Origin of the sequence: Chitinophaga sp. (assembly GCF_036566945.1) — a bacterium.
Lineage (GTDB): Bacteria > Bacteroidota > Bacteroidia > Chitinophagales > Chitinophagaceae > Chitinophaga.
Map to the genome: position 1 here is coordinate 14,835 of NZ_DATCVJ010001120.1, position 13,457 is coordinate 28,291.

Here is a 13,457-nt window from a genome sequence, read left to right on the forward strand (position 1 = left end):
CTTATTGAGCCATAGGATTATTCACCGTTTCTTTCAGTGGAAGCGGGTAGAAAGCTTTGTCCGCCGAAAACGATCGGCCGGCTTCTTTCATCTTCGCATCCAGCAAACCCCATCTGCGTAAGTCGTAGTAGCGGCAGCCTTCCATGGTAAACTCCATCACTCTTTCATGCATGATTTCGTTGAATACATTTACCTTGCCGGTGATGTTTAAAGCAGGCATCTTCGCCCTGTCACGCACCGCATTCACGAGGTCCATGGCACCGGGTTTTCCTAACTCGTTCAGCACTTCCGCCTGCATCAGCATCACGTCTGCCAGTCTGATCAGCGGTACGTTAACGGCGTTGTCATTACCCAAACGATCCAGCGAAGCAGGTACCCATTTGCGGAAAGCAATCACGCTGGTGCCGGCGCCGAAAATATCGTCGTACGTATAGCCATAAGCGCTTGGCATAGTGGGATCATTAAAATAAGGATCGTTGAAAACGATGCTGGCATATACGCGGTGATCATACAACTGATCGCTGGCGGTTCTGCCTTCTTTCAGCATTTCCGTGAGCAAACGTGGCGTGCCATAAATTTCTCCATAGCCACCCATTTGCGAAGCCGCTACCCAGTCGCCCAGGTAAGAACCATAAGCGGCTCCATTGTTAACATCGGAAGATTGTTGCAGTTCAAAAACAGATTCCGCGCTATTCTTCGCAGCGCCGTTGAACATGCTCATAAAGTTATCTTCCAGATGATATTGGGTAGAGCTGATTACTTTGCCCAGCCACTCTCCCGACTCGGTGAGCAATGCGGTAGCCGCACCTTTGTCTTCGCCGGCACGATACAAATAAATTTTACCTAACAACGCCTGCGCAGCGCCTTTGGTAGCACGGCCCAGCTCTGCATCCGGACGCTCGCTGCGCAGCGGTAGTACCTTCTCTGCGGCTTTCAGGTCGTTACAGATGAAGTCCCAGGTTTCTTTGCGCTCAGACAATCCTTTAGGCAAATCCCCTTCTTTCAAAGGCACTTTATCCCGGATAATAATTTTCTCAAAATCGATGAGCAGTTTATAATGATAGTAAGCACGCAGGAAATGCGCTTCCCCGAGAATGAGATTACGGGAAGCATCATCTATCATTTCCGGCTTCATAGCCGTTACATTTTCCAGCACCTGGTTGGTATAATAAATACCACGGTAGTTTTCCCGCCATAACAGATCAATGGCGTAGTTACCAGAAGTAAAGTTGAAATTATAATGTTCTATCCACCAGGAATAGTTATACGCATCATCACCTGCTTCCACGTAATCTTCACGGTAAAAGCTGCGCACAGAGCGGGCTTCCACATAGTTATCCCAATATACAAATCCTTCTACCTGCGAATACGCAGCCGATAAGCCCGACAATGCCCGATCTTTGGAAGTCCAGTACCGGTCCGTTTCCAGCTTGTCCGGAGAGCGCTGATCCAATACATCTTTGCTGCAACCCGGCGCAATGGCCAGCAATGCAAGTACTACGGGAATATAAAAGTGTAATTTTTTCATTTTAAAGAGTTTTATGCTTAGAAAGACAATTGCGCACCCAGCAGTACTTTTTTGTTCTGTGGATATTGCATACGATCCAGACCGGTGTCTAATACAGAAACTCTCGCCACTTCGGGATCCAGTCCGCTGTATTTGGTGATGGTGAAAAGATTTTGTCCGCTGGCATAAAACCGGATCTTCTGGATTTTAAAGCGGCTCAATAAACTTTCCGGTAACGTATAGCCGAGCTGGATAGTCTTCAAACGCACGTAGTTACCGCTTTCCAGGAACCGGGTAGATTCACGGGCATTTCTGTTGGGATCGCCCAACACAGCACGAGGCATGTCGGTATTGGTATTTTGCGGTGTCCATGCATGCAGGGTAGTAGAGAGGAAATTACGGCCGGCATCCATTCCTTCCAGTTCAAAACGGTTACCGTTATATACCTTACTGCCACTTACACCCTGAACAAAAAGAGCGAAATCTATTCGTTTATAATTGAGCCCTATATTAAGTCCATACTCAAATTTAGGGAAGCCGGAACCCTGGTAGGTTTTATCATTTTCGTCAATTACACCGTCTCCATTGGTATCCCTGAAACGGATATCTCCCGCTTTAGCGGCGGGTTGCAGGCGGTCGCCGGTTTTGCTTTTATAGTTGGCAGCATCCGCATCCGACTGGAAAATCCCATCGGCTTCATACAGGTAAAAAGCACCTACTTCACTGCCCACACGGGTTTGGTTGGCATAATGATCTGCCCCAAATTTAAGACCGGTACCATACAAGGTTTGTCCGGCATTAGCCAGTTCCGTCACTTCATTTTTTACACTGCTGAGTGTACCGGTAAAATTATATTGCAACGCATCTTTACGGCCGCCGCTGTAAGTGAATTCCAGCTCCCAGCCACGGTTCCTGATTTTACCCACGTTCAACGTAGGATTGTTTACACCGGAAGATGGCGGTACTTCTTTGGTCACCAGCAAACCATTGGTGTTATTACTAAAGTAGTTGAAGGAACCACTGAGACTATTATGAATCAAACTAAAGTCAAAACCAACGTTGGCGGAGCGGCTGGTTTCCCAGTGGAGTTCACGACCCAACAGGTCCTGTCCGATAATACCAGGCCATGGTGTACTGCCGCTACCTTGTACCGAGCCACCGGCCCAGGTATTATCTACCACCATCAGGTTTAAATGGTCGTAGGGAAGCAGTGCTTCTTCGGTACCCAACTCGCCATAGCTGGCGCGTAATTTCAGCATGTCCAGCCAGGTGATGCCGCGCATAAAATCTTCTTTCTGCATATTCCATCCTAATGCCACAGAAGGGAAAACGCCGTAATGCCTGGCCGCATCAAATTTGGAAGAGCCATCTCTTCTGATAGATAATTGCACCATATAGCGATTATCGTATGCATAGTTGATACGACCCAAAGTAGATAAGCGAACATATTTCGTGCTGCTGCCACCGGCGCCAAAAGTACCGCCCAGTGCGCCGTCTACGGTAACGAAAGAAGGGTCCAGGAAACCACCGGGTACGGTTTTTTCCACCAGTTCCCCATTCTGAATGGTGCGTACGGTTGTTTTACCATCTGCAGTAACATCCAGCCATTCGTTGGTGCGTTCCTGTGCGGTATAACCTGCGAGCAAATTCAGTGTATGCTTGCCCGTTACCAGGTCGTAATACAGGAGGTTTTCCATTAGCCGTTCCCGGTAGTTGGAGCGCTGGTTGTAGAGATACGCATAAGGCACCGCGCCATCATTGGCGTTGATACGCACAGCCGGCCGGAAGGAGAAAGCAAAATCATTTTCATTCACCAGGTTCAGGTTGGTCACAAACTTCAACCCTTTCCACAAGGCAAGTGTGAAGCGGGTATTGGCATTAAAATATTGTGTGCTGGTGGAGTTCTGAAAATAATGATCTGCGCCCATTGGATTCTGGTACTTAGGCAAACCATCTACCTGAAGGCCATAACCATATTTTTCGTTAGGGTCTAATACGGGGAGTAAGGGCGACTGGAAATAAGCTTCGCGCACCGCAAATTTGGGCACGGTAGCTTTGGTTTCAGAGTAGGTAAGGTTGGCTTCTGCCGTTAAAATTCCTTTCTTGTATTCATTACGGGAGCGCAGGGTTTTCTTCTTAAAATCAGATCCTATATAAGTTCCTTTTTCATTGGTAATATCGCCGCTCAGGGCATAGGTGATATAATCGCCACCACCGCGGAGGTTCAGGTTATAATTTTCGGCGTTGCCAGGCCGAACAATTTCGTCCTGCCAGTTGGTATTGACACCGGTATTTTTAGTTACATAGGCGGGTAAAGTACGACCTGCATTTTCATACATCATTTTAAGAACGGACTTATACCCTTCCGCATCGAGCATATGGTAGCTACCAGTCGGTTTTACGCCACCATAGTAGGCGTTAAAATCAATCACCGGTACACCTTTCTTACCTTTTTTGGTGGTAATGAGAATAACACCATTGGCACTGGAGGAACCATAAATAGAAGCCGCCGCACCATCTTTCAATACTTCTATAGAAGCAATATCATTGTTGCTCAGGTAGGTGGCATCTCCGGGAGATCCATCAATAATATATAAAGGCTTATGACCACCCATGGTACTCAAACCGCGAATACGTACATCTGCGGCGGCGCCGGGCTGGCCACCACCGTTGGTCACCGTTAAACCAGCCACCCTGCCCTGTAATGCATCTATTGGGTTGTTGGTAGACATGTTCGCGATCACCTCTCCTTTTACAGAAGAAATAGCGCTGGTGACATTCCCTTTGCGTTGGGTACCATATCCTACTACCACTACCTGATCCAGTACTTTAATGGAAGCATACATGGTAATGTTCAGGTCCTGGTAACCGGTAGCTTTTACTTCCAGTGGTTCATATCCGATAAAAGTGACTTCCAGCACGGCATTTTCAGGAACGCCGGTCAGGTTAAATTTTCCGTTCTCACTGGTCAGCGTGCCTTTGCTGCCGCCTTTTACTTTCACGCTCACACCCGGCATCAGTTCACCGGTAGCGGCTTTCACGATGCCCTGCAGGTCTCCTTCTTTTTGCTGCTCTGCTTTAGAGGTGACGGGTGGAGCGGCTGGCTTTACCAGGATCATGTCTTCCGTTATTTTATACTCCAGCCCTGTAGCGTTGCAGATTTCTTTCAGCAATGCCTCTACAGTCCGTACTTTTTTATCGATGGTAAATTTAGCGGTACGTTCCAGGTCATCGCGGTTGTAGGAAAATTTCAGGGGAGTGTTCTTCTCCAGGTAGCGCAATGCGCTGATAACACTTGACTGAGAGAACCCTATTTCTACTTTATTTTTAAGTCCTTCTGTGACCTGTACCCACGACAGCAAACATACTGCCACCGCGATACTGAGCACGCGTCGGGCTATACCCTTGTAGGTACAAGAGATACATTTCTTTCTCATAACATTAGAAAGTTTATTGTTTAGAATGGAATGGCAGTCTCGCTGCTATCATTAATGGTTGATAAATAACTCGCCTTTATGAATGTCCGTTTTTAGATTAGTGATGTAAGAAATAGAAGCCAATACGTCTGGCAGCGATTTGTTCACGAATTCGCCATTGAAATGAATAGCCGGATAATGGCCGGGGGTGATGTGTACTTTAATACCGTACCAGTATTCCAGTTGATTGGCCACTTCAGAAAGGGATGCATCTCTGAACGACAATCTCCCGTTACGCCAGTCCTGTTCCCGTGCGGCATCGAAAGTGCCGGCTATTAGTTGGTCATGTGTTGTTTTGGTCGTTTGTCCTGGTGATAATTCTTTGCTGGCATTGGCGGCAGCTACCTTTACTTTTCCGGAAAGCAGGGAAACCTGTACACTACTATCGAAAGCATATGCCCGCACTTTAAAAACGGTACCCAGCACCTGTATGCTGGTGTTGCCCGCAGTAACGGTAAAAGGGCGCTGATCATCTTTTTGTACGTCGTACAATGCTTCTCCCGTTAGTATTAAATGACGTTCCTGCTGGTTAAAATTATCAGGTACGCGCAATACGCTGTTCCGGTTTAAAATAACGGTGCTGCCATCTGCGAGTAATACCTGTTTACGTACGCTATCGGCACGGTAAGTGGTATACGCCATAGCAGGGATACCAGCGGGAGATTGCTTTTTCCATACCCAGGCAAATGCAATACAACCGGCTACCATAGCGGCAGCAGCATACGGCCAATAATTCCGGCGGCGGGTAGCGCTGGCATTGTCAGTTTCAATGAGCGCACGCAGTTTGTTGAATTCCTCCTGCTTTTCCTCTGCGTTGAGCTTTACGCCTAACCGTAATACCCATTCCCGCGCTTTGTCTGTTTCCGCCCGCTTATGTGGGTTCCGGGCAATCCAGTCGTTCCAGAACGCAACATCCTCCTCATTACTTTGCAGACAGTAACGCACAAAAGAGTCATTCAGCATAAAGTCTTCCGCCATGAAGATTTGTAGGTTCATGTATCACCCGTTTAAAGTAAAGAGGACCGGTAGATTATTTTTTTACCAAAGAAAGGAAAACTATTTTCCAAAATACCACATAAGTGTGAGACAAAAGAAGGACATGATCTTGCGAAGCTGTACGATGGCCGTGTGCAGGGTATTATAAATAGTACGGATAGAGGCAGATGTCTGGAGAGAAATTTCTTCCATACTCATATTTTCATAAAAGCGAAGCCGGATAAATTCCTTTTGCCGGGCGGTTAACTGTGCCAGCAGGCGTTCCATTTTTTCGCGTAGCTGTCCATCTGATTCCAGGTTGATCAGCACCGTTTCATAGGGTTGTTCTTCCGGCTCCTGGAATAACTGCCCTGCATATTTGCCGGAGCGTTTATTTTCTTTTCCTAATAATTTACTGAGACGGCGTTTAAAGCAGATAAAAATATAATTCGGTATGTGGTCAGGCATGATCAGCTGTTCCCGCTTCTTCCATAATTCTACAAACACATCATTAATGGCTTCTTTCACCATCTGCGTATCCGGCACTACGGATACCCCATAATGATACAGGCTATCATATAGTTCATGATAGATCTTATAGAGGCCGTGTTCATTATGTTGTTGAAATTCGTTCCAGAAAACGGCAAGCCCGGCTGCTGCAGCGAGTTGGCTGTTGTGTACAGGAAGATGCCCTATGTTCTTATCGGAATCAGTTAGCGCCACTGGAATCAGGTTATTGGACGCCAATTTATTGCATTTCCCAACAGTAACCTATGTAAAAATTACCCTGAAGTATACCAATATTAACCTCGCCCCGGGTTAAAATTGGCATACTTTCCGTTCGGCGACTAGATTATTTTGTATTAATATTATATCTTGTCAGCGTATTTGTTATTTAGTCAACAGTATCGCCGATGTCAACATGTGAAGATCAACCAACGTAAGGCCATTGGCCTGTCTGTTTTTTGTAATACCATCACTTAGCTGAATATAAACTTTCATTTCCTTGAGCGACGGTCATTCTATGGATGCTGCTGACCTTTATAAACGCATTGCCAACGGTGATGAAGCGGCCTTCAGGCGTCTTTTTGAACTACATGCGCCACGGTTGCTGGCCATGGCCACCCGTATCACGGGGTCTGCTGCGGTGGCAGACGACCTGGTGCAGGATACCTTTTTAAAAATATGGCTGACCCGCGATCAGCTGGCGGAAGTCACCTATCCTGCTGCCTGGATCAAGAAAATTTGTTTTTTTCTGGCGGTGAATTATGTACGCCGTCAAACCATCCATGAGAAAGTACTCGATGCCGTTGCCCCGGAATCCGGCACCGCTGTTGCCGACACCATCGATTTCCAGCAATTACTGCAACTGGTAAACAAAGCCGTGGCGCAGCTCCCCGAAAAACAACAACAGATTTATCGTATGAGCCGGGAACAGGGACTGAGCATTGCGGAAATAGCCACGCATATGCAGCTGGCCGTGAGCACCGTCAAAAACCTGCTTGTGATGGCGTTAAAAAGTATCCGGCAATCGCTCCAAAAATCCGGTTACCCCCTGCTGCTGGCCTTATTGATCGATATGCTCCCCTGACGAAAAAAAACTTTTCTTTTTTTCGGTACTATTCTTCCGCTCAATTGTCTGGTAATAGAGAAGGGGAAGATCAGTGCTTCGTTTACCTGTATTCACCACACATTAAATGGAACAAAATACCCGATTACAATATTTACTGGACCGGTTGGTGAGCCATACCGCTACCACGGAAGAGTTGCTGGAGCTGACCACGTTGGTGGAACAGGACAGCGACACCATGCAAACCGTGGAAGCATTGCTACTGGCGGCAGAAGAGGCCCCGTTGCCGGTGTATGACCACGCACGCTGGATGTCGGTGGCCGACCGCATCCTGGAAGCCGACAAACTTTCGGAGGAGCCGGCGGCCGCGCCGGTATACCGCCTTCATTTCCTGCACCGATGGGGCTGGGCAGCGGCGGTAGTATTCCTGCTGGGCACTGCCGCGTACCTGTTGAATCATTATCAGCAGCAGCAACCGGTGGCCAGGATGGCGGGCAAAACAGCCGCAGACGCGCTGCCCGGCAGCAACGGCGCCGTGCTAACGCTGGCAGATGGTTCAAAAGTAGTGCTGGACAGTGCGGGCAATGGCCTCATCTCCACACAAGGCAATACACGTGTAGTATTGAAAAATAACGGGCTCCAATACACGCCCTATGGCAACGACAGTACCGCCACCGCCTACAATACGATCACCACGCCCAATGGCAAACAGTTCCAGGTGCTGCTGCCGGACGGCACACGGGTATGGCTAAACGCAGGCAGTATGCTGCAGTTCCCGGTGGCATTTACCGGCAGCGAAAGACTGGTAGAACTCACGGGGGAAGCCTATTTCGAGGTAACCCAACGCGCATCCCAACCGTTTAAGCTGAAAGTGCGTAAACAACTGGAAGTAACGGTGCTGGGCACAGGATTCAACGTAAACGCCTATACGAATGAACAAAATATAGCGACAACGCTGGTAGAAGGGGCTGTCCGTGTATCCCTTACCCATGAAAACACGTCCCCGGTGATAATGAAACCGGGGCAACAGGTGCGCTGGGAAAATCATCAGCTGACCATGATCCCGGATGTGCATGTAGAAAGGGCCATCGCCTGGAAAAATGGACTATTCAATTTCGAAGGAGTGGGCTTAAGAGAAATGATGCGGCAGCTGGAACGCTGGTACAACCTGGAAGTGGTATACGAAGGGAATGTACCCGATGTACACTTTTTTGGAGAAATGAGCCGGTCTTTAAAGCTCTCGGATGTACTGGCCGGACTGGAAAGTGCAGAGGTGCATTTCCGCCTGGAAGAAGGCAGGCGGCTGGTAGTGATGCCTTAATATAAAAATATACTATGCTGAAATAAAAAACACAGATGAACACAACAGGTCAACCGGCATAAAAAAACCGGGAGTGCGACTAACACTTCCGGTCACCTTTGATCCCTCAAAGGGTTGTTCAGTTGATCTTTAACAGGGTTTCGCGACCGCCATTATTAACAACCAAACGTTGCAAAGCTATGCAAAAAATTGCTTACTGGAGCCGTTGGGATTTGCCATGCCGGCTCCCAACCAAAATGCTCCGGATTATGAGACTTACAAGTGTCCTTCTACTTGCCATTTGCTTACATGTATCAGCCAGCACATTCTCACAATCCATCACCTATTCAGGGAAGGAAGTGCCAATGGAAAAACTGTTTGCCGTTATTAAAAAGCAAACGGGATTTGTAGTGTGGGGTAAATCGGACCTGCTGAAACAGGCGGCAGCTATTTCTGTGAATGTGCGCGACATGCCGCTGCTCACCTTTCTGGACCTGATGTTGAAAGACCAGCCATTTAATTACAAAATTGCCGGCAACACCATTATGTTGTCGGGTAAACGGATTACGCAAATCGGCATAGCAGACAACTTCGTCGCATCACCCGTAACCGGTCATGTAACCGACAGCTCCGGCGCACCTTTGCCCGGCGCCACCGTCATGCTGCTCGGTACCACCCAAACCACCATTACCAATATTGAAGGTAATTTTACCATCGCCGTAGCAGCCGGACAAATACTGCGTTTTAGTTTTATCGGCTTCAAAACAAAAGAGCTGCCAATAACAGCAGCGATGCTGCAAAGCGGTAGTACCGGCACTATTATGCTGTCGGCCCTCGCGGCTACCCTCACCGATGTAAATGTGACTGCCAACACCGGTTATCAGTCTATCCCGAAAGAAAGAGCCACCGGCTCCTTTAGTATCATCACAGAAAAAACGCTGGGCGCCAGACTGGAAACCAGTCTGCTCGACCGCCTGGAAGGCACGGTCCCCGGGCTTTTCATGCAGAATGGTACCGTTACCATCCGCGGACTCTCCACTATATACGGCAACCAGGCCCCACTTTATGTAGTGGATGGTTTCCCTTATGAAGGTGATCTCAATTTTATTAATCCCGCCGATGTGGTGAATGTCACCGTCATGAAAGATGCGGCAGCGGCCTCTATTTACGGCACCCGCGCGGCCAACGGCGTTATTTCCATCACCACCCGCTATGGCAGCACCCGGAAAATGACGGTGAACTTCAGCAGCACCTTCAACCTTACACCCAAACCGGATTTCGGCTACATGCAGCTGCTTAATTCGTCGCAAATGGTAGACATGCAGCAGGAACTGTTTAATATGTGGCACCCTTCCTACGATGAAGGAATCATGAGATATGCACAGCCCAAAGTAAAGGAGGCACTGTATCAGTATGAGCAGCAACTGATCACTAAATCCGAGCTGGACGCCACCCTCGACAGACTAAGAAATTCGGACGGACAAAGTCAGATTAAGGATCTGCTGATGCGGAACTACTTCCAGCAGCGACATGCCTTCTCGGCCAACGGCGGCAATGACGTACATCAGTATAGCCTGAATATGAACTATACCGGCAACCGGGGCTATGGCCTTAAAAGCACCTCGGAAGTGGTAAACATCGGCTTAAAAGATAAAGTAAAAGTATTCAAATGGCTGGATGCAGAAGCAGGCGTATTTACCAATATGACCAACGGTAAATATGATCAACTCAATCCTACTTCCTATTACACCCGCATGCCCTATGAAGTATTGCGAAACCCAGACGGCAGCTCCGCTTCCTGGAACTACCTGAAATCACAATATGAAATAGACCGGCTGAAAAATCTGGGGTTACTGGATCAAACCTACAACCCATTGGATGATGCCAACAAAACTGATTTCAGATATACCTCCAATTACTTCCGTTTACAGGGCGGATTTACCGTGAGAATTATTCCGGGACTGAGCCTGGACCTCAAGTATCAGACGGAACGCGGATCCGGAAACAACACACAATTTTACTCCGGTGATTCCTACATGGCGAAGGACCTGATCAATAATACCACACAAATCATCAATGGGGTGATCGTGAAAAACCTATGGGATGGCGGACAAATACAGGAAATACGTTCCGATAATAAGTCCTATACAGCCCGTGCCCAGCTTAACTTTGATCGTCGTATCAATAGCCGGCATCACATTTCCGCCCTGGCAGGCGCAGAACGAAGGGCCGTTACACAGGGAAGTACTTCTGTATTCAGAGTGGGCTACAACGATAATAACCTGCAGTTCCTGCCCATCAATGAAAGTATCATTGGTAATTTAAAAGGAACAGAAGCGATTGGTGGCGTTGTCTTCTACAACTATAGTGATAAAAACTATTTCCGTTATACAGAAGACCGTTACATTTCCGCTTATGGTAATGTTGGCTACACCTACAACGATAAATACAATTTAACAGGTAGTGTCCGTATCGATAACTCCAATCTCTTTGGTACAGATCCCCGTTACCGCTACCTTCCGCTGTGGTCTGTAGGCGCCAGCTGGAGAATATCTGAAGAAGATTTTCTGAAGAATGTTTCCTGGCTCAGCAGCCTCAGTATCCGCTCTACCTATGGCTTAAGCGGTAATGTGGCGAGAAATGTAGGTCCTTACCTGCAGGCCCAATCCGCTTTTGTGAACGAAGCTAATACCACCGGCTACAACATCATTTATCCGCCTAATAAATCATTGAGATGGGAAAAGACCGCCATCACCAATATAGGTGTTGACTTTGCGCTGTTCCGGCAGCGGATTTCCGGCTCCATCGATTATTATATCCGCAAAAGCACGGACCTGCTGGGAGACAAAACCACCGATCCTACCAATGCCTTTTCTTCTTCCCTGATCAACTTCGGCAGTCTGAATAATAAAGGCATAGAGCTGGCACTGAATACACAAAACATTCAGCACAAAAATTTCTCCTGGAGCAGCAACCTGGCGTTGAGTTTCAATAAAAACAGGATGACGGAAATCAATACCAAAGATCCATCTATCGTAGGTTTGACAGCCGGCTATGGTGTAAACCGCGTGGGCTATCCGATGGACGCTGTATTCAGCTTCAAATACGCGGGATTGGATCCTACCAACGGCACCGTGCTGGTATATGATGCTGCGGGAAAAACGGTACAAAATTACGATCAGACAGGCGCGCGGGTCATCAATATGGCAGATCCAAACGCACTGGTATACAGTGGCACCCTGCGGCCTAAATACACCGCCGGATTTACCAACACCTTTACTTACCATCAGCTGACCCTGAACATCATGGTCATCGCCAATGGCGGCAATGTGATGCGGGACGTAGTACGGGCTGTTGCCAACGACTTTGGCACCTACAACACAGATAACCGTGCGATGAACTTCTGGCGTAAACCCGGAGATGAAAAAAATCCGGCGACCATCCCTGCTCCTGATTTGAAAGGCAATAATGATATCTATTTCAGCCAAACCTGGTTTGCAGCAGATAAGAATGTACTCAAAGCAGATTATATCAAAGTAAGGGATATTTCTTTGTCTTATAATTTCGCATCACTCTTATCTCCGATGAAAAAAATTGCTTCCGCGAAATTAACACTGCAGGTACAAAATCCTTTCCACTGGTATAAAAACGCCGCGGGCATTGATCCGGAAGCCTATTCGCCTTCCTATTACGATGCCAGTAGAACCACACCGGTAATGCCAGGTTATATGGCAGGATTAGATGTCACTTTTTAAAACCAACAGCCATGAGGAAAATTCATCTCTCTATCATAACATGCCTGCTGCTATTGTCCGGTTGTACCAAGTTTCTGGACATCAAGCCAAAGGATAAATTCATTCCGGTAACAGTAGCCGATTACGAAGGGCTGCTCAACTCCGCCAACAACCTTAACTACGGTGACTACTACTGGGACCTGATGTCCGATGATGCCTTCCTCCCGGAAGGACAACCGGGTAACCTGTTCAGTAAACAAGCGCCGTCCGGCAGAAAAATCTATACCTTCAATTCCCTTCCCTATGCAGAAGGTAATCTCGACTTCGAATGGAGCGAAGGTTACAAACGGATTTTTTATAGCAACACCATCATCAATAATGTGATGGATGCGACCGAGGGAACCGAAGCCGCTAAAAAAGGAATTCGGGCAGAAGCGCTCCTGAGCCGTGCCATGGAACATTTGCTGCTGGTGAATATGTACGCGCAACATTATGATGCCGCGACTGCCGCCACGCAGTTAGGTATTCCTATTGCACTGATCGCGGATATTAATGCAAAGTTTAAAAGAAACACTGTTCAGGAAGTATATGACCAGGTGATCAGCGATATCAATGCGGCCCTACCCGATCTGCCGCAAGATCATAAACTGACAAAATTCAGGGCCAGCAAAGCCGGTGGCTACGCGGCTTTGAGCAGGGTATATCTTTTTATGGGCGATTATGCCAATGCCAAAAAGAATGCAGACCTCACACTGGCGCTGCAATCAGAACTGGCCAACATGAATGACTATAAAATTATCAATCCCGGCCCCTTTCCTAATGTACCTGCATCGCCATTGGGATGGACAGATATTCCGGATTGTCAGAACAACAAAGAAACCATTGTGGCCCGTCA

8 protein-coding genes are annotated in these 13,457 nt (G+C 47.7%); 4 read left to right on the top strand and 4 right to left on the bottom strand.

From position 1 onward, the window contains the following. Window position 1: 1 nt before the first annotated feature. From VIP81_RS33660 to VIP81_RS33675, 4 genes are read right to left on the bottom strand one after another with little or no spacing between them, the layout of a single operon-like run. A complete protein-coding gene (locus tag VIP81_RS33660) occupies window positions 2–1,528 on the bottom strand; it encodes a RagB/SusD family nutrient uptake outer membrane protein (protein WP_331972741.1) in 1,527 nt (508 codons plus the stop codon). Window positions 1,529–1,545: 17 nt separating this feature from the next. Continuing rightward, entirely contained in the window at window positions 1,546–4,944 is a 3,399-nt protein-coding gene (locus VIP81_RS33665; protein WP_331972744.1) for a TonB-dependent receptor, read from the bottom strand. 51 nt (window positions 4,945–4,995) lie between these two features. Further along, the gene (locus tag VIP81_RS33670; protein WP_331972747.1) at window positions 4,996–5,979 is read right to left on the bottom strand and encodes a FecR family protein; all 984 of its coding nucleotides are present in this window, start codon (window positions 5,977–5,979) and stop codon (window positions 4,996–4,998) included. 60 nt (window positions 5,980–6,039) lie between these two features. After that, window positions 6,040–6,681, bottom strand: coding sequence for a sigma-70 family RNA polymerase sigma factor (locus VIP81_RS33675; RefSeq protein ID WP_331972751.1), 642 nt, complete (start codon window positions 6,679–6,681; stop codon window positions 6,040–6,042). A 283-nt stretch (window positions 6,682–6,964) separates the two neighbouring features. On the opposite strand from VIP81_RS33675, the gene VIP81_RS33680 reads away from it, so the two are divergent. The 4 genes from VIP81_RS33680 to VIP81_RS33695 form a co-directional block, all read left to right on the top strand. Beyond that, window positions 6,965–7,549, top strand: coding sequence for an RNA polymerase sigma factor (locus VIP81_RS33680; RefSeq protein ID WP_331972754.1), 585 nt, complete (start codon window positions 6,965–6,967; stop codon window positions 7,547–7,549). 106 nt (window positions 7,550–7,655) lie between these two features. After that, a complete protein-coding gene (locus tag VIP81_RS33685) occupies window positions 7,656–8,849 on the top strand; it encodes a FecR family protein (protein ID WP_331972757.1) in 1,194 nt (397 codons plus the stop codon). A gap of 248 nt (window positions 8,850–9,097) precedes the next feature. Beyond that, on the top strand, window positions 9,098–12,583 hold the full coding sequence (locus tag VIP81_RS33690; protein WP_331972760.1) for a SusC/RagA family TonB-linked outer membrane protein: 3,486 nt from the start codon (window positions 9,098–9,100) through the stop codon (window positions 12,581–12,583). Between the two features lie 11 nt (window positions 12,584–12,594). Further along, on the top strand, window positions 12,595–13,457 hold an 863-nt coding region (locus VIP81_RS33695; RefSeq protein WP_331972763.1), incomplete at its 3' end, for a RagB/SusD family nutrient uptake outer membrane protein.

What these genes read in the sequence shown, in the direction of transcription:
- VIP81_RS33660 (WP_331972741.1), bottom strand. Translation starts at nt 1,528, where the DNA reads ATGAAAAAATTACACTTTTATATTCCCGTAGTACTTGCATTGCTGGCC.
- VIP81_RS33665 (WP_331972744.1), bottom strand. Translation starts at nt 4,944, where the DNA reads ATGAGAAAGAAATGTATCTCTTGTACCTACAAGGGTATAGCCCGACGC.
- VIP81_RS33670 (WP_331972747.1), bottom strand. Translation starts at nt 5,979, where the DNA reads ATGAACCTACAAATCTTCATGGCGGAAGACTTTATGCTGAATGACTCT.
- VIP81_RS33685 (WP_331972757.1), top strand. Translation starts at nt 7,656, where the DNA reads ATGGAACAAAATACCCGATTACAATATTTACTGGACCGGTTGGTGAGC.
- VIP81_RS33690 (WP_331972760.1), top strand. Translation starts at nt 9,098, where the DNA reads ATGAGACTTACAAGTGTCCTTCTACTTGCCATTTGCTTACATGTATCA.